The following is a 21,549-nucleotide window of genomic DNA, read 5'->3' as shown; positions in this document are numbered from 1 at the left end:
GGCGGGGCGACACGCCCCGCCCGCCTGCACCGACTCCTAGACTCCCGAGGATGACCGTGCTCCGTCTTCTCAGGTCCCTGGCCACCGGCGCGCTCGTGGTCGGGGCCGCCGCCCTGCCCGCCTCGGCCGCGCTCCCCGCGGCGACCGACACCGACGACGCCGCCGGTGGGACGACGTGGGCCCTCGAGCCGGCGGACGAGGACGGGGCGGACGACCGGGTCTCCCTGCGCCACGAGATCGAGGACGGCGCGTCGGTCTCCGACTTCGTCGTCGTGACGAACTTCAGCGCCCACGACGCCACCTTCGCGGTCTACGCCAGCGACGGCCTCGTCGACGACGACGGCAACTTCGACCTCCTCCCCTCCGAGACCCGGCCGCAGGACGGCGGGAGCTGGGTGGAGATCGGCGAGGTCGACGGCGCGACGCCGCGGGACGGCGGAGGCATCGTCCTCGAGGCACCGGCGTCCTCGAGCACCGTCGTCCCCGTCGAGATCACGGTCCCGGCCGGCGCGACCCCCGGTGACCACCCGGCCGGCATCGTCGCCGAGCTCGTCCAGGGCGGGGACACCTCCCTGCAGATGAGCTCGCGCGTGGGGGTCCGGCTCCACCTGCGCGTCGCGGGTGACGTGCTCGCCGAGGTGACGCCCGCGGTCGAGGCCACCTACTCCCCGTCCTGGAACCCCTTCGCCCCCGGGACGGTCACCGTCGACTACACCGTGGAGAACACCGGCAACATCCGCGTCGGCTCCGGGGTCGCCGTGACGCTCGACGGGCCCTTCGGTGTCGGTGGCGGCGAGGCCGCCGGCGAGCACCGCGAGGTGCTGCCCGGTCAGGACGCGGACGGCAGCGTGGAGATCGAGGTCTGGCCGCTGTTCCTCGGGCGCGGGGAGATCGTCGCGACCCCACTCGCCGTCGGGGAGGACGAGGTGCCCGCCACCCTCCAGCCGAGCACCGTGGGCTTCCGCGTGTGGACCGTGCCGTGGTCCCAGCTCGTCCTGCTCGCGCTCCTCGTCGCCACCCCGTTCCTCGTCGTGAGGGCGCGCCGACGGTCCGCGGCGCGGATCCAGGCCCGCATCGACGCCGCGGTCGCCGCCGCGTCCGGTGAGCAGACCGGCGCGGAGGAGGAGGCCGACGCCGACGCGCCGGCCGTCAGATGAGGTACTTCAGCCCCGCGCGCACGGCGTAGTTCCCGAAGGCCCACAGCGCCCGCGGCAGCGGAAGCTCCTCGACGTGGCGGTAGATGTGCCAGTTGTACCGGGCCGCCACGAGCTTGTTGGCCGACAGGGAACCGGTGCGGCCCGCCCGGTAGAGGGCGAGCGGCTCGTCCAGCCCGCGGGCGACGTGCCCGTCCCGCAGGATCGCGAGCATGAGCGCGTAGTCCTGCCGGCGCTCGATCGAGGGCAGCAGCCGCTTGCCGAGCGCCCGGGTGTCGTAGACGGCCGTGAGGAAGCCGATGTAGTCCTGACGGAGCATGTGGCGGTACTCGAGCCGCAGCGGGGCGCGCACGACGCGCCCGTTCGGTGCGAAGTCCACCGCCTCGCCGGAGAAGTCCGCGTCCACCTTGTAGTAGGCGCTGTAGACGAGGGGTGCGCCGGACACCTCGAGGAGCGCCAGCTGCCGCTCCAGCTTGGCGGGCAGCCACAGGTCGTCGCTGTCGAGGAAGGCGATGTAGCGGCCACGTGCCGCCTCGATCCCCACGTTGCGCGTCGGTCCCGCGCCTCCCGGCCCCTCGTTGCGCAGCACGCGGACGCGCGGGTCGGCGGCCGCAGCCCGTTCGGCGACGGCGTGGGAGTCGTCGCGCGAGGAGTCGTCGACGACGAGGAGCTCCCACTCCTGGACGGTCTGCGCCTGGACCGAGCGGATCGCGGCACCGACGAAGGCCGCGGCGTCGTGCATCGGCATGATGACCGAGACGAGCGGCGGCGCGTCCTCGCGGCTCAGCACCGCACGGCGGCGCGCTCGGCGGCCTGGATCGCGTCGAAGCGGCTGGAGTCGACGTCCTCGCCGAGGAGCACGAGGGAACCGCCCGCGCGCCAGGCGGCGACGGCGTGCGCGAGCATCTCGACGTGGTCGCGCGGCGCGCACAGGACGCGCGGGTGCTCCTCGTCGCGGTGGCAGGCGGGGGTCTGTTCCCGGCACCAGTCGGCGAGCTCGCCGTAGGGGACCGGTCCACCGGACGAGCCGGAGATCTCGGGACCCGAGAGTGCGGCGTCGTCCCCGCCGGGCTCCTGGACGAAGCCGAGGTGGTCGCCGTAGGTCATGAGGGCCGCGGCGGCGTCGACCGCTCCCGCGGGGATCGGGTCCTCGACGTGCATCGCGAGGGCCGGGAGGGCCACGACGAGCACGAGGCCTGCGGCGGGCGCGCCCGACGGGCGGGCGGTGACGGCGATGTCCGGCTCCTCGGCCGTCTCGTCGGGGACGAACACGGACTCGTCGTCGTCGAGGTCGCCCGTCTCCTCCTCGTCCAGGTCGGTGTACCCGGGCTCGTCGTCGACGTCGTCGTCGTCGAGGACCTCGTCCTCCTCGGCGGGCAGGACGAGCTCACCACCGGCGCACCAGGTGGCCATCGCCCAGACGAGGGCGCGCCAGTGCACGGGCACGTCGAGGAGCACCCGCGAGCCCGGCTCGACCTCACCCTCCTCCACGAGGAGGTTGGTGGCCTTGGTGACCCAGTTGGCCAGCACGCGCCCGGACAGCTCGACGCGCTCGTCGTCCGGGCCGTACCACGTGAGGCGGGGCTGATTGGGCTCGTCCCCGGTGAGGAGGTCGAGCACCTTTGTCGCGATGCTCATGACCTGAGCCTAGTCCGCGGCGCGAGTCGGACGGGAGGGCGGGCCCGGCCCGGCCTCGTTACGCTGTGCGGACACTGGTCGGCGGCCGGGGGGCGGCTCGAGCGAGAGGCTCGCGCCCACCGCCGGGTGACCACCGGCGCCACGCACGGGAAGGCACCCATGAGTCCACGGAGCAGACGGTCGCGCGAGGCTGCGCGCGAGGCCGAGATCGTCGAGCACGTCGCGGAGCCGCTGCCGGCCGAGCCCACCACACCGGGGCTGTGGTCCGACGGCTTCGGCCGTGTCGGCACCCGCTCGCTGCAGGTGCTGGCCGTCACCGCGGTCCTCGCCGTCCTCGTGTTCGTGCTCACCCAGCTGACGCTCGTCGTCATCCCGGTGCTCATCGCGCTCGTGCTGGCCGCCGCGATCTCCCCGCTCGTCTCCCTCCTGCGGCGCAAGGGCCTGCCGTCCCTCGTCGCGACGTGGATCGCGCTCGCGGCGATCATCGCCGCGCTCGGCGCCGTCGTGTGGCTGGTGTCCCGCGCCGTCGTCAACCAGTGGGACGAGCTGCGGGACCAGGCGCTCGAGGGCTTCACCGAGCTCCAGCAGTACGTCGAGGCCCTGCCGTTCGACATCACCCAGGAGCAGATCGACTCGGCCGTCGAGTCGGCCACCGGGCTCCTGCAGTCCAGCGCCGTCGGGTCGGGGGCGATCGCCGGCGCGTCGCAGACCGTCGACTTCATCGCCGGCTTCTTCATCATGATCGTCGTGCTGTTCTTCTTCCTCAAGGACGGCCCCAAGATCTGGGAGTTCCTCCTGCGTCCCTTCGAGGGGCACCGCTACCGGCGAGGACAGCGCGTGGGCGACGCGACGATCCGCACCCTCGGCGGGTACGTCCGCGGCACGGCGATCATCGCCGCGGTCGACGCCATCTTCATCGGCATCGGCCTGGCGATCGTCGGGGTGCCGCTGGCCATCCCGCTGTCGGTGCTCGTCTTCCTCGGCGCCTTCATCCCCCTCGTCGGGGCGACCATCGCGGGCATCCTCGCCGCGCTCGTCGCCCTCGTCGCGGTGGGGCCGGTCGAGGCGCTGATCGTCGTCGCCATCGTCGTCGGCGTCAACCAGCTCGAGGGTGACCTCCTCCAGCCCATCGTCATGGGCCGGGCGCTGCGCCTGCACCCCCTCGTCATCCTTGTCGCGCTCACCGCCGGCACGGTGCTCGCCGGTCTCACCGGGGCGGTCCTCGCCGTGCCCGTCACCGCCTCGATCTGGCGGGCCATCCAGGTGTGGGACGGCCCGGACCTCCCGGCCCGCTTCGCCCGGAAGAAGCGCGACGAGACCGTCTGACGCGCTCGCTGAGGCCGGTGGGGCACGAGTGACCCGACGACGGCGTGAATAACCCCTCATAGCACCGTTCCGCTTGACGGGAGGCGTATGACACGCGTGTAATTCAGCAAGGGCAAGCGACCGGTCGACGATGGGAAGAGCAGTGTGGAACATTCTCGGTGATGGTCCGCTGACGACCGGAGTCACGGCGGGCACCACCCAGCAGGGGCTGTACGCCATCGACGAGCTGCCGGACGAGGGGCTCCTCGGCTGGCAGGAGCGCGCGCTGTGCGCGCAGACCGACCCGGAGGCCTTCTTCCCGGAGAAGGGCGGGTCCACCCGCGAGGCCAAGCGGGTGTGCACCGCGTGCGACGTCCGCGCCGAGTGCCTCGAGTACGCCCTCGCCAACGACGAGCGCTTCGGCATCTGGGGCGGCCTCTCGGAGCGGGAGCGTCGCAAGCTCAAGCGCCGGGCTGTCTGATGCTTGATGTCGGCCGCTGACGCCGGCGCCGCCACGACCCTCGCTGTCGTGGTGAGCCCCGGCGTCTCGCCGTACCTGCCGCGGACGTTGCGGGGGCTGGCGGAGCAGACGCGTCCCGTCGGGACCGTCCTCGTCGTCGACACGAGCGCCCCCGGCCGCGAGGTGGGCACGGGTGTCCCCGTCCACGCGGCGATCGACGCCGCCGGCCTGCGCGAGGTCTCCACCGTGCGGGTGCTGCGTGTCCCCGCGCCCCGGAGCTTCGGTGCGGCCGTGCGGGCCGCGCTCGCGGAGCACGGCGGGACGGGCGAGCCGGAGCCCTGGCTGTGGCTCCTCCACGACGACTCCGCGCCCGAGCCCCGCGCCCACGCCGAGCTCCTCCGCACGGGGGAGTCCGGCCCGTCGGTAGCGGTCGCCGGCCCCAAGCAGCGTGACTGGGCCCGCCCGGACCTCCTCCTCGAGGCGGGCGTCCGCGCCACGTCCACCGGCCGGCGCGTCCCCGACATCGAGGACGGCGAGATCGACCAGGGCCAGCACGACGCCCGCGAGGACGTGCTCGCCGTCGGGACGGCCGGCGCACTCGTCCGGCGCACCGTCTGGGACGAGCTCGGCGGACCCGACCCCGCGCTGGGCCCCTTCGGTGACGGTCTCGACCTGTCCCAGCGGGCCTGGCTCGCCGGCCACCGCGTCGTCGTCGTGCCGGGCGCCGTCGTCCACCACGCGCGGGCCTCCTACCAGGGCCTGCGCGACCTCTCCTCCCCGCGGCCCGACCCGCAGACCGTGCCCGACCCGCGCCGGTCCTTCGCCGCCCGCCGCCGTTCCCAGCTCTTCCTGTGGCTCACCTCGACGCCGTGGTACTGGGTGCCCCTCGTCGTCCTCGCGATCCTCGCGCTCGCCCCCGTCCGGGCGCTGTGGCGCGTCGCGACCAAGGAGATCGCCCTCGTGGGCGCCGAGATGCGCGCCGCGGCCGAGGTCCTCGCCCGGCCCGCTGCCGTGTGGCGCGCCCGGCGCCGGCACCGGGCCACCCGACAGGTCTCGCTGCGCCACCTCCGTCCGCTGCGCGCCTCCTGGCACGACGTCGCCCGCGCCAAGCGCGACGAGCGGCGCTCCCAGGCGGCCGGACGCGCGCACCGCGTGGCCCCGAGCGAGCTGGAGATCCGCGAGCGCGCCGTCCTCGCCCGGCGGCGGCGCGGCACCCTCGCCCTCGTGCTCCTCGGCCTCACCACCGTCGCGCTCGTCGCCCTGGGCCCCCTCCTCACCGCGGGAGCGCTGCGCGGGGGCGCCCTCGCGCCGCTCGACGCCGCCGCCCGCGAGCTGTGGCGGACGGCCACGTCCGCGTGGGTCCCCGCCGGCCTCGGCCACGCCGGCCCGGCCGACCCGCTCCTCACCGTCCTCGCCGTCGCCGCGCTCCCGCTCGCGGGTGCGAGCGGCAACGTCCTCACGACGGCGCTGCTCGTCCTCGCCGTGCCCCTCGCCGGGCTCGGCGCCTGGTTCGCCGCCGGCGCCGCCACCCGCTCGGTGCTGCTGCGCGCGTGGGCGGCGGTCGTGTGGGCCCTGGCCCCCGCGCTGCTCGTGGGCCTCGGCCAGGGGCGCCTGGGCGCCGTCCTCGCCCACCTCGCCCTGCCGTGGGCGGCGCTCGGCGTCGCGCGGGCCGTGGGCGTGCACCGCCGCGACGTCATCCTCTCCGGCCTCGCCGACGCCAGGCGCACCATTGACGACGACGACGATCCCGCTGCCGGGCAGGTTCCCGCCCTCGCGGCGCCCGCGGCGGACGCGCCCGCGGCCAGCGGCTCGATCTCGGCGGCCGCCGGCGGAGGCCTGGCGCTCGCCGTGGCCTGCGCCGGCGCGCCCGTCCTCCTGCCCGCAGCGGTGGTCGTCCTCGTCCTCCTCGCGCTCGTCGTGCCCCGCCGCCGGCGTCTGCTCGCGCTCGTGGCCGTCCCCCCGCTCCTCCTCCTCGGCCCCCTGCTCACCGCGGCCCTCGGCACGCTCCCCGAGCGCGGCTGGCGCGTGGTCGTCGCCGACCCCGGGGTGCCCCTCGCCTCCGACCCCGGCGCCTCCTGGCTCGCGGCGCTCGGCTGGCCCCTCGCCCTGCCCGGGCTGGCCGGTCCCACGCAGCCCTGGTCCACCGTCCTCGCGCTGGCGGGTGGCGCCGCCGTCGCCCTCGTCGCGGTCCTCGCCCTGCTGCGGGGCTCGGGCCGCGCGCGGGCCGTCCGCGCCGGCTGGGTCGCCGTCGTCGTCGGCCTGGCGACCGCCCTGCTGTCGACGCGCACCCCCGTCGCGGTGGGCCGCGACCTGGCCGGCGAGGCGCAGCTCGTCCACGGCTGGGCCGGCGCGGGCACCTCGCTCGCCCTGCTCGGGCTGCTCGTCGCGACGACGGCGGGCGGTGACGGGCTGCGCGAGTGGCTCACCGCGCGCAGCTTCGGCTGGCGCCAGCTCTCCGCGAGCCTCGTCACCGCCGTCATGGTCCTGGGCCCGCTCGCGACCGCGGGCGTGTGGCTCGCCACGGTCGTCGACCAGCGCGGGCAGGAGGGCACCCTGCTCGCCCTCGAGGGCCGGGAGGCGCCGCCCGTCCCGGCACTCGCCCGGGAGCTCCAGACCAGCCCCGAGCGGTCACGCGTGCTCGCGCTCAGTGCGGAGGGGGAGACCGTCCGCGCCGAGGTGTGGCGCCACGCGGGCCCCCAGCTGAGCGAGACCTCCACGGTGGTGACGGCCCGGGGCCTCACCGCCGGCGGCGCGCCCGCCGCACCGGACGACGCCACCGCCGAGCTGCACGAGCTCGTCGCCGAGCTCGCCACCGGCACCGCGGACGCGGCCGGCGAGCAGCTCGGCCGCCTCGCCGTCGGCGTCGTCCTCGTCCCGCCCGTCACGGACGCGGACGCCGGGACCACCCGCCAGGACCTCGTCGCCCGGCTCGACTCCACCGCGGGGCTCGAGCGCGTGACGGAGAACGCCTCCGGTGTCATCTGGCGCACCTCGCAGTCCACCGGTGCCGCCGGTGCGGCGCAGTCCGTCGCCCGCGCCCAGGTCGTGTCCGCGGAGGGAGAGGTGCTCGCCTCCCTGCCCGCACGGCCGGTCGGTGCGAGCGGTCGGGTCGACGCGGGGGAGGAGGGCCGCCGCCTCGTCCTCGCCGAGCGGGCCGACCCCGCCTGGCGCGCCACCTACAACGGCAGGCCGCTGCGGGCGACCACCGACGGCTGGCGGCAGGCCTTCGAGCTGCCGGCCCACACCGGGCGCCTCGAGCTCACCTACGAGCCGGCGTGGCTCACCCCGTGGCGCGTGGCGCAGGCCGTGGGCCTGGGGTTCACCGTGCTGCTCGCCGTGCCCGTACGCCGCCGACGGGAGGAGACGACATGAGCGCCCCCACCAACCGGCGGGTGCTGCGCCGGGTGACGACCGCCGTCTCCGGCGCGGCCCTGCTCGCCGCCGCCGCCGGCGTCGCCCTCGCGGGGCAGGCCGTGCCCGTGGACGTCGTCGCGGTCGACGACGTCGTCGTGCCGGTCGACGCCGCCACCGTCGCCCAGGTCTGCCCTGGGCCCCCGCGCCTCGCCACCGCCGTCGCCGGGGAGGACCTCGGCTACGACGAGTTCGACCCGGAGGGCTCGGGCACGAGCACCGTGCTCGACGTCGTCACCCTGGCCCGCAGCGAGGACCAGCCGCCGGGCGCGCTGCGGCTGCGGCCCGGCCTCGACGCCCCGGCGGGTGAGGAGGTGCCCCTCGCCGGCACCGCCCGCCTCGCGCAGCGCACCGACGCCGGGGAGACGACCGTCCTGGAGGCGGAGCCCGTCGAGGACGTCGTCGCGCTCGTCGCGGGGACCAGCGTGGCCGTCACCGAGTCCGGCGACCTCCGGGGCCTGGCGGCTACGTCGTGCCAGAGCCCGTCCACCTCGGCGTGGCTCGTCGGCGGCTCCACCCAGCCCGGTGACTCCGCGCAGCTCGTGCTGTCGAACGTGGGGCAGACCCCGGCGAGCGTCACGCTCAGCGGCTGGGGGAGCACCGGGGCCCTCGACCTCTCCACCGCCGGGACCGTCCTCGTCCCGGCCGGCGGTCAGCGCATCGTCCTGCTCGAGGCCCTGGCCGCCGACCCGAGGGTCGCCGTCCACGTCGCCGCGACCGGCGGTGAGGTGACCGCTCTCGTCCAGGACAGCCGGCTGCGGGGCCTGGTCCCCGCAGGCACCGACCTCGTCGCCCCCTCGGTGCCGCCCGCCGAGACGGTCGTCGTCCCCGGGATCTTCCTCGGCCAGAGCTCCGGGGAGGAGGCGGACGCCCCCGCCGTGCGGGTCGTCAACCCCGGAGAGGAGACCGCGACCGTCACCCTCGAGCTGCTCGGCACCGAGGGGCCCGAGGCCGTGCCCGGTGCCGAGGAGCTCGTCCTGGACCCCGGCGCCGTCGTCGACGTCTCCCTCACCGGCATCCCCGAGGGGCCCTGGTCGGCGGTCGTGAGCGCCGACCTCCCCGTCACGGCCGCCGCCGTGACGACCACCGTCGGCAGGGCCGGCGAGGAGGACCCGGGCACGGCGCCCGTCGACCGCGCCTGGGCGCCGGCGGTGCCCGCGCTCGCCTCCGGCGTCGTGGCCGTGCCCGGCGACGGCGTCTCCTCCGCGTCCCTCGTCCTCACCAACCCGTCCGGCGACGCGCTCGACGTCGAGCTCGTCCCGGTGCTGCGTGACGGCACCCGGGGCGCCGCGGTGACCCGCACCCTCGGCCCGCGGACGACCCTGCGCGAGGATGCGGCGGCCCTCGCCGACGGCGACGTGGCCGCGCTCGGGGTCCGCGCCACTGACGGCGCCGTGCACGGCGGCCTCATGCTCACGGCGTCCGCACCCGACGGCAGCCTCATGTCCTTCGTGCCGCTCACCGAGGACGCCCGCACGGCCAGTGCCGTCCCGCTCGCACCCGCGCCCCGCCCGCGCGGCTGAGCGGGCGGCTCAGAGGTCGTCGGGGTCGCGGCCGAGCAGGTGGGCCACCTGCTCCCGGACGACCTCCTCGACGAGCGCGTGGAGCTCGGTGGCGTCCTCGCAGCGGGACTGGATGGGCCGGCGGTAGAGGACGACGCGGTCGGTGAGGCCGGCGGCCGGGTCGGCCGGGAAGTACCGGCCCAGGGCGACGGCGTCCTGCTCCCACGGGCTCGGGTCGGACGGCGGGACCTCCTCGACGCCGAACTCGACCGCCGACAGCTGGCGCGACCAGCGCTTCTCCAGCCGTTCGACGGCCCCGAGCACGGCGTCGTCGAACTCCTCGCTGCGGGTGCGCCACCCGGGCAGGGTCGGCGGCAGCAGCGGGCCGCGGAGCCCGCGCCCGCGGCGGTCCCGCCGGCGCGCGGAGCGCCGGGACGGGATCACGAGGTCGTCGGGCATCCCTCGATGCTATGCCCTGGGCCGGCTCCGGCGTGGCCGTGCCGGCGGTGTCCGCGGGACGTTGTACCGTCGGGGCGTGAGACTCTCCCGCCACTGCACACGCGCTGCCTGTAGCCGTCCGGCCGTGGCGACCCTCACCTACGTGTACGCCGACTCCACGGCCGTCCTCGGCCCGCTCGCCACCCAGTCCGAGCCGCACTCCTACGACCTGTGCGAGGAGCACGCGCACCGGCTCACCGCCCCGCGCGGCTGGGAGGTCGTCCGCCTCGCCACGGAGTTCGTGCCGGCCCCGCCCAGCGCCGACGACATCGAGGCACTGGCCGACGCCGTGCGGGAGGCCTCCCGCGCCCGCCCCGGTCCCTCGGTGCCCGCCACCCGGCCCGGCAGCGTCCCCCCGGCGCCGGTCACCCACCGCCTGCCCGAGCCCGAGCTCGGACGCCGCGGCCACCTGCGGGTGCTGCCCGGCGAGGCCGACTGACCCGGCGACTACCCTGGAGACCTGCGCACCCGGCGCAGGGAGACGGAGCAAGTGATGAGTGCGAGCGAGCAGCCGGCGACGATCGAGCCCTGGGTGCGGGACATCCTGCGCTGCCCCGTGACCGGCGCCGAGCTCGTCGAGGGCACCGCGCCCGACGGCACGCCCGAGCTGCGCTCCACCGACCCGGATCGCGCGCTGGCCTACCCCGTCCGTGACGGCGTGCCCGTGCTCCTGCCCGAGGAGGCACGCGAGCTCTGACGCGTCGCGCAGGCGGGCCGCCGGCCGCGGCGCCGTCACCGCACGAGCGGCGTGAGCGCCTCCTCCAGGCGGGGCGCCAGCGAGCGGACGTAGGTCGCCGTGAGGTGGTGGGAGTCGCTGTGGGTCAGCACCCCACCGACGACCGGCACACAGGTCTCGCCGGGGCAGACGTACTCGGTGAGATCGACGATGGCGGCGTCAGGGGTCATCTCGGCCGCCGCGTGGTGCAGCGGTGAGCCGGAGCGGGCGACGGCGTCCTCACGGCTGACGGCGCACGCGCCGAGGTCGTCCTGGTGCGCTGCGACGCACTCGGGGACGTCGGTCCCCCACCACGGGGTGTCGGCGATGGTCAGCACGTCGATGCCGGCGTCCTCCAGGGCGCCCCACCTCTCCGCCATCGCCTCGGAGACGGGCTCAAAGGACTCCTCCCGGGTGAGCGGTCCCCCGTCCCCGGCGACGCGGTAGGTGCCGCTCGAGCTGGCGACCACGAGCTCGGGCCGCTGCTCGACGAGCTGGTCGAGGACGTCCTCCTGCCACTGGGCGCAGCTCTCGTACGGCGTCTCCCTGTTCATGTCCCACACGACGACGCCGGCGAAGAGGCAGGCGGACTTCGTGTAGGTCTCCAGGCGCCAGCCGTGCTCGTCGGCCAGCATCTCCAGTGCGGGCTGCCAGTGCGCCGCGTGGGAGTCCCCGACGAGCGCGACGACGGTGTCCGACTCGGCGTCGCCGTAGACGCAGCTGACCACCTCGGCGCTGAGCTGGTCCTGGTGGCAGCCGTCGGCGTACATCTCCGAGACGTCGTCCGGTGCGTCGGCGAGCGCGGGGGTGATCGACGTGAGCTCGTCGACCGGCTCGCTCGCGGCGGCCGGGTCGTCACCGAGCACCGCGGCACCGGGGGCCTGCGCATCGGTCGGGACGGTGGCGCGCTGGGCGGCCACGGCGAGCCCACCGGCGGAGGCCAGGCCCACGGCCACGCACACGACGCCGAGCACGCCGGCCCGCCACGGCACCCCGAACCGGGGCGAGCGGTGGAAGGGACGCTCGACGAAGCGGTAGGTGAGCCAGGCGGGGACCAGCGAGGCCGTGACGACGAGCAGGCCGGTCGTCAGGGGGAGCGTGCCGTCGGTGCCCCAGACCGCCGTCGCGACGACGATGAGGGGCCAGTGCCACAGGTACAGGGAGTAGGACCAGGCGCCGACGTGCTGCATGGGAGCAGCCGTCAGGGGGCGCAGCTCGCCGCGGCCGTCGCCGCTGCCGGCGAGCAGGACGGCGGCGGCACCGAGGGTGGGGACGAGGGCGGAGGCGCCGGGGAAGGTCGTGGCGGCGTCGAAGGTGAGGGCGGCGTAGCCGATCGCCGCGAGCCCCGCCCAGCCGAGGACCGTGCGCGCCGTGCGCGTGAGCCGGTCGGTGTGGACGACGACGACGGCGAGGAGCGCGCCGACCGCCATCTCCCACAGCCGCGTGGTGGTGACGAAGTAGGCGGCGCCGGGGTTCGCCGTCGTGAGGTGCACCGACCAGAGGAAGGAGGGGACGGCGATGACGAGGAGGCCGAGGAGGAGGCGACGGGAGGCGTTGCCGCCACGCCAGCGCCAGAACAGCGCGACGATGAGCAGCGGCCACACGATGTAGAACTGCTCCTCGACGGCGAGGGACCAGAAGTGCTGGAGCGGGCTCGCGGCCGACTCGGCGGCGAGGTAGTCGACCGAGCGGTCCGCCAGGCGCCAGTTGACGAGGTACACCGCGCTGGCGGCGATGTCCCCCGCGATGTCGCGCCAGCGCGTCACCGGGAGGAACAGGAGTGAGAGGGCGGCGACTGTGACGAAGACGACGGCGGTCGCGGGCAGCAGGCGCTTGGCCCGGCGGGCGTAGAAGCGCCGCAGGCTCAGGCGTCCGGTGCGCTCGACCTCGCGGACGATGAGGCCGGTGATGAGGAAGCCGGAGATGACGAAGAAGACGTCCACCCCGATGAACCCGCCGGGAAGGAAGGGCGCCCCCGCGTGGTAGAGCAGGACGAGCCCCACGGCCACGGCCCGCAGGCCCTGGATGTCACCGCGGAAGCGGGTGGTGGGGGTGGACGCGGGGGCCGCGACGGGTGTCGTGGCTGCGGTCATGCGGAAACCTCTCGTGTGCTGCTCGAGTCGCCGGGCGGGTGGTCACCGCCGTCCACGGCCTCACAACTGTACGTCGGGTCCGACACGCACGCCCCGCCACGACGGCGGCCCCGCCGCCCCGGCCGGCCCCGGAACAGCTCAGCTCCCGGCGCGAGGAGTGTGTCCTCCTCGCGCCGGGAGCCGAGGTGCTGCTGGCGGCTGGTCAGCCGGTGATCGAGTCGACGAACTCCTGGTTCTCCTCGACCCACTGGTCGACAGCGGCGTCGTTGTCCTCGCCGTTCATCTCGTTGAACATGATGTTCTCGAGCGAGTGGAGCTGCTCGTCGTCCAGCTGGAAGCCGGCGATCCACTCCGCGACGTCCGGGTAGGTCGCGGCGAAGTCGGCGTTGCCGTAGGCGTAGATGTCATCCGGCTCACCGAGGGCGCCCTCGGGGTCCTCGAGGTCCTTGATCGGGAAGGCGTCGTAGGCCCAGTGCGGACGCCACAGGGTGACGGCGATGTTCTCGCCGGCGTCGATGGCCGCGCTCAGCTCGGTGAGCATCGCGGGGGTGGAGGAGACGAGGTAGTCCATAACGTCCAGGCCGTAGGTCGGGATGACCTGCTCCTGGGTGATCTTGGTGAGACCCGCACCGGACTCGATGCCCACGAGACGGTTGCCGAAGAGCTCGGCGTTGTCGGCGAGCTCGGCCAGCGAGTCGATGGGGGCGTCCTCGTTCACCGCGATGGTGAGCGGGGCCTCCTCGAACCAGGTGCCGAGCTCGGCGACGTCGTCGCCGTACTCCTCGATGTAGTGCCCGTGGGTGGAGGGCAGCCAGGTGTCGAAGTTGACGTCGTAGTCGCCCTGGGCGAGTCCGGTGAAGACCACGCCGGCGTCCGCCGTCTCCATCTCCACCTCGTAGCCTTGCTCCTCGAGGATGTGCTGCCACAGGTGGGAGACGGCGATGCCCTCCTCCCAGCCGGAGTGGATGCCGATGGTGATGGGACCGGCATCGGCACCGGTGGCGGTGTCCTCGGACCCGCCGTCGGTGTCGCTGCCGCAGGCGGCGAGCGTGAGGGCCAGTGCGGTGGCGGAGGCGATGACGGCCCCGCTGCGTCGGGTGATCTTCATGTGGTGTCCCTTTCGTGTGACGTTCACGTCGTGTCGTGGAGGGTCGGTTTCGTGGGTGGAGATGGGGTCAGTCCTCGGCGGCGCGGACCTTGAGGGCCCGGGAGACCGGGGCACGGTCGCCGAGGGCGGCGGTGACGCGGTCGAGGTACATCGCGAGGATGACGACGGAGAGGCCCGCCTCGGCGCCGAGGCCGATGTTGACGCTCTGCAGCGACTGGACCACCGGCTGCCCGAGGCCCGGGGCCCCGACCATGCCGGCGATGACGACCATCGACAGCGAGAGCATGATGAGCTGGTTGATGCCGGCCATGATCGTCGGCAGCGCGAGCGGCAGCTGGACCTGGCGCAGGATGCGGCCGGGGGTGGCGCCGAAGGCGTGGCCCGCCTCGACGACCTCCCGGTCGACCTGCCGGATGCCGAGCTCGGTGAACCGCACACCGGGGGCCATCGCGAAGATGATCGTCGCGACGATGCCCGGGACGACGCCCACCCGGAAGAGGATGACGGCCGGCAGGAGGTAGACGAAGGCCGGCATCGTCTGCATGAAGTCGAGCACCGGGCGCAGGACGGTGGACACGCCGCTGCTGCGGGCGGCCCAGATGCCGAGCGGGATCGCGATGACGGTGGCGATGAGCGAGGCGACGACGACGAGGGCGACGGTCGCCATCGCGTTGTCCCACTGGTCCATGGCGAAGATGAGCCCCAGGCCCACGACCGTGGCCAGGGCCAGCTTCCAGCTCTTGGCGAGGAGGGCGACGGCCGCGAGGACGAGGCCGACCACCCAGAACGGCGGGGTGGTGAAGACGAGCTCGGCGAGCTCGAAGAGCCAGCGCAGGACGTCGGCGATGACGCCGAAGAGGCCCGAGAGGTTGCTCGTGAGCCAGTCGACGGCGGCGTCGGCCCAGTCGCCGACGGGGATGCGGAAGTCGTTCATCGGGCCTCACCCTTCGCCGGGGTCTGGACGGGGACGGCGGAGGTCGCCTCGTTCCCGCCGGGGGCGGTGACGTCCGGTGCCGGTGCCGGCGCGGGCACCTGCTCGGCGGCGACGTCGGGGCTCTCGTCGTCCGCGGTCGGCGGGACCATCGCCTCGAGCATCGAGACGCGGGGGACGACGCCGACGAGGCGTCCGTCCTCGTCGGTCACCGCGAGGGGCAGGCGCGCCTCGGCCGCGGGGGCGAACATGTCCGACAGCGGGGTGTCGGGGGACACGGCGGAGGTGTCCGGGCGCACGGCCGACTCCAGGGTCCGGTCCCCGCGGCGCTGCGCGGCGAGGAGGTCCTGGTCGTGGATGGTGCCGTGGAGGACGCGCCGCCGGTCGACGACGTACGCCGCCGAGCCCTGGGTGGCCTCCAGCTCGCGCAGGGCCACGCCGGGCCCGCCGCCGAGCTGGACGACGGAGATCGGCCGGCGCATGAGCGCGCCGGCGGTGATGACGCGGGAGCGGTCGACGTCGGCGATGAACTTCGCGACGTAGTCGTCCGCGGGCTGGGCGAGGATCTGCTCGGCGGTGTCGATCTGGACGACCCGGCCGTCGCGCATGACGGCGATCCGGTCACCGAGGAACATCGCCTCGTTGAGGTCGTGGGTGATGAAGACGATCGTCTTGCCGAGCTTGGCCTGCAGCTCGACGAGCTGCTCCTGCATCTCCCGGCGGATGAGGGGGTCCAGGGCCGAGAAGGCCTCGTCCATGAGCAGGATGTCGGTGTCCGCCGCGAGGGCGCGGGCGAGGCCCACGCGCTGGCGCATGCCACCGGACAGCTGCGCGGGCAGCGAGTCCTCCCAGCCGGCGAGGCCGGTCATCGCGACGGCCTCCTGCGCCTTGGCGAGCCGCTCGGCCTTGGCCATCCCGCGGATCTCCTGCGGGTAGGCGACGTTGTCGAGCACCGTGCGGTGGGGGAGCAGGGCGAAGTGCTGGAAGACCATCGAGATCTTCGTGCGCCGGATCTGGCGCAGCTCCGCGGGGGAGACGTCGGTGATGCTCTGGTCGCCGATGACGACGCGGCCGGCCGTGGGGGTGAGCAGGCCGTTGAGCATCCGGATGAGGGTCGACTTGCCGGAGCCCGACAGGCCCATGACGACGAAGGTCTCGCCGGGCTGCACCTCGAAGGAGGCGTCGATGACGGCGGCCGTGCCCATGGGCTTGACCTCGTCACGGCTCGCACCTGCACGAAGCCGCCTGACGGCTTCCTGGGACCGGCGTCCGAAGACCTTGTACACGTTCTCTGCGCGTAGCGCGCTCACGCTCACCTCACTGCGGCTCGGGTTGGTCGCGATGCAGGCTGCACCGCGACCGCTCACGATCGCCGCACCTGACGGCGGGCATCGCAAACTGGGATGGATGGAGGAACGGCCCACCACCATGTCATCGAAACGGGCGCCGGACCACCGCCTGAGGCGTGCCTGAGGCGCTCGAGCGCTCCGCTGAGCCGCCGATAACCGCCGCCTGACCTGGGGCTTTACCGGTCACATAAACGTTACTGAACTGTGACAGACGTAACGGCGGGGGACTGTAGCACCGCGGCGTTGCGGCGTCTATGTGAGACGGGGCGTCTCAGTTTGCGGGACGGCGGCGGCGCCGCAGCGCGAGCGCGCCGGTGACGACCGCCACGACGAGCGCGACGGCACCCGCGACGGGGAGCCAGGGCGTGGCACCGTCGTCGTCCTCCTCCGGGGCGGCGGCCGGGGCCGTCGCGTCGAAGGTGTGCTCCCAGCGCGTCGTCGCGCCGTCGGCGAGGTGGTAGGACGACGGCGGGTCCGGCTCGGCGGTGACGACGACGCTGCCGCTCGCGTGGTGGGAGCCGGGGCCGGCCGGCTCGCCGTCGAGGAGGTAGGCGACGCCGGTGGCCGGGGGGATCTCGACGACGTCGTCCTCGGTGCCCGGCAGGTCGGTGAAGGTGACCTCCACCGGCGTCACCTCCTCGGTGCGCCGCAGCCCGAAGCCCAGCTCGGCGAGGACCGTGCCGTCCTCCGCGGTCACCGCGACGGGAAGCCGCCCCGTGGGCAGCTCGCGCCCCGCGAGCGCGGCCGTCGCGACACCCGCGTAGTTGACGGTGGTCGCGCCGTAGCTCGCCACGACCCCGGGAACGTCCTCCGGGACCGCGGCGAGGTCGTAGGGGGTGCCGGCGAGGACGGCGACGACGGGCGCCGGCCCGGCAGCGAGCTCCTCGAGCAGGGCCTGCTGGGCGGGGTTGCCCCGCAGGTCGTCGACGGTGGCCACGACGGCGGCGACGTCGTCCTGCGCGGCGGCCGCGACCGCGGCCGACCGGTAGCCGGCGCTCGGGCTGTCCCCGCTCTCGAGCCGCTCGGTGACGGTGAAGCCCTCCTCCTCCAGGAGCGGGGTCAGCCGCTCGGGCCACGCCGAGCCGGCGCCGACGACGAGGAGGCGGTCGGCGCCGGGGTCGAGCGGCAGGGCCAGCTCCTCCTCGTCCCGCAGGACCGTGGCGGCGCGCTCGGAGATCGTCCGCGCGGTCGCGCGGTGCTCCTCGCTGCCGACGACGTCGAGGTCCGGGCCCGGGGCGCCGATCCCGCGCTCGGCCTTCCAGTCGAGGATGCGGGTCACCGACTCCTCGAGGCGCTCGCGGGTGAGCTCGCCGGACTCCAGGGCCTCCTGGACGCCCGCGACGGTGGCGTCGACGTCGGGGGAGTCGAGGAGGATGTCGGAGCCGGCCTGGATGGCGAGGACGGCGATGTCGCCGTCGTCGAGCGGGTTGCCGGGCAGCTGCTTGAGCGCGGCCATGTCGAGCGCGTCGGTGGTGACCAGGCCGGTGTAGCCGAGCTCGTCGCGGAGCAGGTCGGTGAGGACGGCGGGGGAGAGGGTGCCGGGCAGCTCGGGGTCGAGGGCCTCGACGACGATGTGCGCGGACATGATGATGTCGACCCCCGCGTCGATGGCCGCCTCGAAGGGCACGAGGTGCTGGTCGAGGGTGGCACGGTCGTAGGTGACGATCGGCAGGCCGGTGTGGGAGTCGACGTCGGTGTCGCCGTGGCCGGGGAAGTGCTTGGCGCCGGCGGCGACGTGCTGGGACTGCAGGCCCTCCACCTGGGCGGCGGTGAGCTCCGCGACACCGGCGGGGTCCGCCCCGGGGGAGCGCAGGCCGATGACCGGGTTCGCCGGGTTGGTGTTGAGGTCGGCGACCGGCGCCCAGTCGACGTTGACGCCCATCGCGGCGAGCTCGGAGCCGAGGAGCTCGCCCTGGGCGCGGGCGAGCCCGGGGTCGAAGGTGGCGCCGAGCGCCATCCCGCCGGGCAGGGCGGTGGCGGGCTCGCCGATCCGCGACACCTCCCCGCCCTCCTGGTCCACCGTGATCGCCAGCGGCACGCCGGAGCCGTCCGCGGCGGCCTCCTGCAGCCCGGCGGAGAGCTCGGCGACCTGCTCGGGGGACTCGGTGTTCGCGGCCCAGGCGAAGTAGAGGACGCCGCCGAGGGCGTACTTCTCCACGACCTGCGCGGGGGTGTCGACGCCGTAGCGGGCGCGGTTCTCGGCGGCCATCGAGGTGTCGTCCGCGGTGGAGCCGTAGACGTGCGCCCAGACCATCTGACCGATGAGCTCGTCCTCGCTCATCGCCGCGACCTGCGCGGCGGTGTCGGCGGTCTCAGCGCCGGCGGGCACGGCCGCCTGGGCGGCGGGGGCGAGGAGGGCGAAGGCCGCGAGCGCGGCGCCGAGGGCGGTGCGGTGGAGCGTCATGAGCCTGCCTGGGTGAGGGTCGAGCGAGCACCCCCACGCTACGCCGACAGCCGGATTCCTCACCGCCCGGCCCGTCCCCCGTCGCGCCGACAGCCGGATTCCTCACAGCCCGGCCCGTCCCCCGTCGCGCCGACAGCCGGATTCCTCACCGCCGAGAGTCGGATCTCTCGGCGACCAACGACCGAGGCCCCGCACCGTGGGTGCGGGGCCTCGTCCGTCTCTTGCCCAGGCGCCGGAAGAGTTCCGGCTCTCGGCGGTGGGGTGGTGCGCCGGGAGGAATCCGGCTCTCGGCGCTTGGGGGTGGGGTGGTGCGGTCAGGCGGCGGGGGTGCGGCGCACGCCGATGCTGTCGCGGCCGTCGCCGTCCCAGTCACCGACGAACACCTCGTCGCTCTCGCGCCCGTAGCGCATGACCTGCTCGGCCTCGCCACCACGCAGCGTGTTGGACACGTGGTAGTCGCGGCCGCGGCGCACGGCGAAGGTGTCGCGGCCGTCGCCGTCCCAGTCACCGGCCAGGGTGACGTCGGACTCGCGCCCGTAGGCGAAGACGGTGTCCGCGTCGCCACCGGCGATGGCGTTCTTCACGTGGTAGACCTTCCCGCGGCGCACCGCGAAGGTGTCGCGGCCGTCGCCGTCCCAGTCGCCGACGACGACGGCGTCGCCCTCGCGGCCGTAGACGACCACGTGGTCGGCGTCCCCGCTGCGCAGGGAGTTCTTCACGTGGTAGGTCGCCCCGCGGCGCACCGCCAGGGTGTCGGTGCCGTCACCGTTCCAGTCGCCCACGAGGACGACGTCGTCGGCCTTGCCGTAGGTGAGGACGCGCTCCGCCGGCCCGCCGGTGGGGGCGTTGTTGACGAAGTACTGGTTGCCGCGGCGCACGGTGATCGAGTCGCGCCCGTCCCCGTCCCAGTCACCGACGAGGACCTCGTCGGTGTGCCGGCCGTACTGGAAGGCGTAGTCGGCGTCGCCGCCCTTCCAGCCGTTGGTGAGGAAGAAGCCGTAGCGCTGCGCGGGCTCCTGCGGCTCCTCGTCCTCGTAGCCGAGGCCGAAGCCGATCGGGTGGAGCACGCCCTCGCCGTCGGCGGTAGGGACGTTGACCGGCAGCTTGCCGGTCGGCTCGACGGTGCCGAGGACGACGTCGGCGACCGCCTGGAGCGAGGGGCGCTGGTAGCCGTAGGTGACGAGCTGCGCCGGTGCGGGGTTCTCCCAGGCGACGTCGTAGGGGTTGCGGACCGGGACGTGGACCACGGGGACGTCGGTCGCCTGGAGCGCGGCGAGCAGGTCGCGCTGGGCCTGCGTCTGGGCGGTGTTGGCCGGGGTGTGGGTCATGAGGACGATCGCGTCGTGGCCCTCGGCGGCCTCGGCGGCCGCGGCGATCTGCTCGGCGTTCGGGAAGTTCGCCGTGTAGAGGTGGTCGGCCTCCACGCCGCGGTCGGTGAAGGCCTGGGCGAGGTTCGGCACCCCGCTCTGGCCCCAGCCGGTGACGAACACCGACTGGCCGTCGTCGAGCGGGAGGAGGTCGCCCTCGTTGCGGAGCAGGGTGACCGACCGGTTGGCGATCTCCTGGGCGGTGGCGGTGTGCTCGGCGCTGCCGACGACGTCCATCACCTCGTCGACGGGGACGCTCGGGTCCTCCTCCCACACCCCGCGCTCGACCTTCCACTCGAGGATCCGGGTGACCGACTCCTCCAGGCGCTCGCGGGTGATGTCACCGGACTCGACGGCCGCGTTGACGGCCTCGAAGGTCGCCGGGACGTCGGGGGACATGAGGAGGATGTCGGAGCCGGCCTGGATGGCGAGGACGGCGATGTCGCCGTCGTCGAGCGGGTTGTCCGGGAGCTCCTTGAGGGCGCCCATGTCGAGGGCGTCGGTGGTGATGAGGCCGTCGAAGCCGAGGTCCTCGCGGAGCAGGCCGGTGAGGACCTCCGGGGAGAGGGTGCCGGGCATCTCGGGGTCGAGCTCCTCGACGATGACGTGCGCCGTCATGATCATGTCGACGCCCGCGTCGATGGCCGCCTCGAAGGGCACGAGGTGCTGGTCGAGGGTGGCGCGGTCGTAGGTGACGATCGGCAGGCCGGTGTGGGAGTCGGTCTCCGTGTCGCCGTGGCCGGGGAAGTGCTTGGCGGCGGCACCGACGCCCTGGGACTGCATGCCCTCGATCTGGGCGACGCCCAGCGTGGCGACGTTCTGCGGGTCCTCACCCATCGAGCGCACGCCGATGACGGGGTTGGCCGGGTTGGTGTTGACGTCGACGACGGGCGCGAAGTCCGCGTTGACGCCGACGGCGGCGAGCTCGGAGCCCAGGATCTCGCCCTGGGCGCGCGCGAGCGCGGCGTCGAAGGTGGCGCCGAGCGCCATGTTGCCGGGGAGCACCGTCATCGGCGCCCCCATGCGGGCGACGATGCCGCCCTCCTGGTCGATCGTCGTGGCGAGCGGGATGCCGGAGGCCTCGTCGCCGACGGAGACGGCCTGCAGGCCGTTGGACAGCTCGGCGGCGAGCTCCGGGTCGTTGACGATGCCGGGGTTGGACCAGGCGAAGTACAGGACGCCGCCGAGGTCGAACTTCTCGACGACCTCCCGCGGCGTGTCGACGCCGTAGCGCGCCTGGTTGTCGGTGGCCATCGAGGCGTCGTCGGCGGAGTTGCCGTAGACGTAGGTCCACGTCATCTGGCCGATGAGCTCGTCGATCGTCATGTTGCTGACGATGTGGTCGATCGGGTTCGCCGAGTCCGGTACGGACGTGGCGACCGCGGGGACGGTGGACGCGAGCAGCATCCCCGCCCCGAGGGCCGTGGCGACGCCTGCGCGGGCGCCGGCGGTTCTTGTGGACAACGTTCCTCCAGGGGGTGTGAGTCGTCATCGATCACGCGCGAGACCTCTCGCGCGGCAACTCTTTTCGCGCATCCATGCGCTAGGGAAAGACCTGCCGCCATCACCCTACGCCAGACCGTGGCCCGGGTCACCTCCTGGTCTAGACCAAGG

16 protein-coding genes are annotated in these 21,549 nt (G+C 74.4%); 7 read left to right on the top strand and 9 right to left on the bottom strand.

Annotation, left to right across the window (positions count from 1 at the left end; translation table 11 throughout):
• The first annotated feature begins 50 nt into the window (after nt 1–50).
• Entirely contained in the window at nt 51–1,157 is a 1,107-nt protein-coding gene (locus H9624_RS12330) for a COG1470 family protein (protein WP_251840187.1), read from the top strand.
• Here H9624_RS12330 and H9624_RS12325 read toward each other — a convergent pair.
• Together H9624_RS12325 and H9624_RS12320 are read right to left on the bottom strand one after the other, a co-directional pair.
• A complete protein-coding gene (locus tag H9624_RS12325; protein WP_307784961.1) occupies nt 1,150–1,944 on the bottom strand; it encodes a glycosyltransferase family 2 protein in 795 nt (264 codons plus the stop codon). The genes H9624_RS12330 and H9624_RS12325 overlap by 8 nt on opposite strands.
• The gene (locus tag H9624_RS12320; RefSeq protein ID WP_251840186.1) at nt 1,938–2,792 is read right to left on the bottom strand and encodes a TIGR03089 family protein; all 855 of its coding nucleotides are present in this window, start codon (nt 2,790–2,792) and stop codon (nt 1,938–1,940) included. Before H9624_RS12320 ends, H9624_RS12325 begins: the two co-directional genes overlap by 7 nt.
• A 159-nt stretch (nt 2,793–2,951) precedes the next feature.
• On the opposite strand from H9624_RS12320, the gene H9624_RS12315 reads away from it, so the two are divergent.
• The 4 genes from H9624_RS12315 to H9624_RS12300 all read left to right on the top strand — a co-directional run bounded on the left by H9624_RS12315 (nt 2,952) and on the right by H9624_RS12300 (nt 9,491).
• Nucleotides 2,952–4,118 carry an AI-2E family transporter gene (locus H9624_RS12315; RefSeq protein WP_251840185.1) on the top strand — a complete coding sequence of 389 codons (1,167 nt, stop codon included), beginning with the start codon at nt 2,952–2,954 and terminating at the stop codon, nt 4,116–4,118.
• A 142-nt stretch (nt 4,119–4,260) separates the two neighbouring features.
• Entirely contained in the window at nt 4,261–4,578 is a 318-nt protein-coding gene (locus H9624_RS12310; RefSeq protein ID WP_251840228.1) for a WhiB family transcriptional regulator, read from the top strand.
• A 6-nt stretch (nt 4,579–4,584) separates the two neighbouring features.
• Nucleotides 4,585–7,929 carry a glycosyltransferase gene (locus H9624_RS12305; protein WP_251840184.1) on the top strand — a complete coding sequence of 1,115 codons (3,345 nt, stop codon included), beginning with the start codon at nt 4,585–4,587 and terminating at the stop codon, nt 7,927–7,929.
• Nucleotides 7,926–9,491: a DUF5719 family protein gene (locus tag H9624_RS12300; protein WP_251840183.1), complete on the top strand. Its 1,566-nt coding sequence runs from the start codon at nt 7,926–7,928 to the stop codon at nt 9,489–9,491. The genes H9624_RS12305 and H9624_RS12300 overlap by 4 nt, the downstream gene beginning before the upstream one ends.
• 9 nt (nt 9,492–9,500) lie before the next feature.
• On the opposite strand, the gene H9624_RS12295 is transcribed toward H9624_RS12300, so the two are convergent.
• Nucleotides 9,501–9,929 carry a metallopeptidase family protein gene (locus H9624_RS12295; RefSeq protein ID WP_251840182.1) on the bottom strand — a complete coding sequence of 143 codons (429 nt, stop codon included), beginning with the start codon at nt 9,927–9,929 and terminating at the stop codon, nt 9,501–9,503.
• Between the two features lie 76 nt (nt 9,930–10,005).
• Between H9624_RS12295 and H9624_RS12290 the strand changes: the two genes are divergently transcribed.
• Both H9624_RS12290 and H9624_RS12285 read left to right on the top strand, forming a co-directional pair.
• Nucleotides 10,006–10,407, top strand: a complete 402-nt coding sequence (locus H9624_RS12290; RefSeq protein ID WP_251840181.1) for a DUF3499 domain-containing protein — start codon at nt 10,006–10,008, stop codon at nt 10,405–10,407.
• A 54-nt stretch (nt 10,408–10,461) separates the two neighbouring features.
• Nucleotides 10,462–10,665, top strand: coding sequence for a Trm112 family protein (locus H9624_RS12285; protein ID WP_251840180.1), 204 nt, complete (start codon nt 10,462–10,464; stop codon nt 10,663–10,665).
• Nucleotides 10,666–10,700: 35 nt separating this feature from the next.
• Here H9624_RS12285 and H9624_RS12280 read toward each other — a convergent pair whose 3' ends face one another.
• The 6 genes from H9624_RS12280 to H9624_RS12255 all read right to left on the bottom strand — a co-directional run bounded on the left by H9624_RS12280 (nt 10,701) and on the right by H9624_RS12255 (nt 21,399).
• Entirely contained in the window at nt 10,701–12,776 is a 2,076-nt protein-coding gene (locus tag H9624_RS12280; RefSeq protein WP_251840179.1) for an acyltransferase family protein, read from the bottom strand.
• 202 nt (nt 12,777–12,978) lie between these two features.
• Nucleotides 12,979–13,884: a glycine betaine ABC transporter substrate-binding protein gene (locus tag H9624_RS12275; RefSeq protein WP_251840178.1), complete on the bottom strand. Its 906-nt coding sequence runs from the start codon at nt 13,882–13,884 to the stop codon at nt 12,979–12,981.
• A 67-nt stretch (nt 13,885–13,951) separates the two neighbouring features.
• On the bottom strand, nt 13,952–14,818 hold the full coding sequence (locus H9624_RS12270; protein ID WP_251840177.1) for an ABC transporter permease: 867 nt from the start codon (nt 14,816–14,818) through the stop codon (nt 13,952–13,954).
• On the bottom strand, nt 14,815–16,125 hold the full coding sequence (locus H9624_RS12265; RefSeq protein ID WP_504740255.1) for a quaternary amine ABC transporter ATP-binding protein: 1,311 nt from the start codon (nt 16,123–16,125) through the stop codon (nt 14,815–14,817). The genes H9624_RS12270 and H9624_RS12265 overlap by 4 nt, the downstream gene beginning before the upstream one ends.
• A 310-nt stretch (nt 16,126–16,435) precedes the next feature.
• Nucleotides 16,436–18,568: a glycoside hydrolase family 3 protein gene (locus tag H9624_RS12260; protein WP_251840176.1), complete on the bottom strand. Its 2,133-nt coding sequence runs from the start codon at nt 18,566–18,568 to the stop codon at nt 16,436–16,438.
• 314 nt (nt 18,569–18,882) lie between these two features.
• Nucleotides 18,883–21,399, bottom strand: a complete 2,517-nt coding sequence (locus H9624_RS12255) for a glycoside hydrolase family 3 protein (protein ID WP_251840175.1) — start codon at nt 21,397–21,399, stop codon at nt 18,883–18,885.
• Between the last annotated feature and the right edge of the window lie 150 nt (nt 21,400–21,549).

This window comes from Oceanitalea stevensii (assembly GCF_014837105.1).
Lineage (GTDB): Bacteria > Actinomycetota > Actinomycetes > Actinomycetales > Actinomycetaceae > Oceanitalea > Oceanitalea stevensii.
This window is presented reverse-complemented; position numbering and strand designations above follow the sequence as displayed.

Coding starts and splice junctions, on each gene's coding strand:
- H9624_RS12330 (WP_251840187.1), top strand. CDS start 51: ATGACCGTGCTCCGTCTTCTCAGGTCCCTGGCCACCGGCGCGCTCGTG.
- H9624_RS12320 (WP_251840186.1), bottom strand. CDS start 2,792: ATGAGCATCGCGACAAAGGTGCTCGACCTCCTCACCGGGGACGAGCCC.
- H9624_RS12315 (WP_251840185.1), top strand. CDS start 2,952: ATGAGTCCACGGAGCAGACGGTCGCGCGAGGCTGCGCGCGAGGCCGAG.
- H9624_RS12305 (WP_251840184.1), top strand. CDS start 4,585: ATGTCGGCCGCTGACGCCGGCGCCGCCACGACCCTCGCTGTCGTGGTG.
- H9624_RS12300 (WP_251840183.1), top strand. CDS start 7,926: ATGAGCGCCCCCACCAACCGGCGGGTGCTGCGCCGGGTGACGACCGCC.
- H9624_RS12295 (WP_251840182.1), bottom strand. CDS start 9,929: ATGCCCGACGACCTCGTGATCCCGTCCCGGCGCTCCGCGCGCCGGCGG.
- H9624_RS12285 (WP_251840180.1), top strand. CDS start 10,462: ATGAGTGCGAGCGAGCAGCCGGCGACGATCGAGCCCTGGGTGCGGGAC.
- H9624_RS12280 (WP_251840179.1), bottom strand. CDS start 12,776: ATGACCGCAGCCACGACACCCGTCGCGGCCCCCGCGTCCACCCCCACC.
- H9624_RS12275 (WP_251840178.1), bottom strand. CDS start 13,884: ATGAAGATCACCCGACGCAGCGGGGCCGTCATCGCCTCCGCCACCGCA.
- H9624_RS12270 (WP_251840177.1), bottom strand. CDS start 14,818: ATGAACGACTTCCGCATCCCCGTCGGCGACTGGGCCGACGCCGCCGTC.
- H9624_RS12260 (WP_251840176.1), bottom strand. CDS start 18,568: ATGACGCTCCACCGCACCGCCCTCGGCGCCGCGCTCGCGGCCTTCGCC.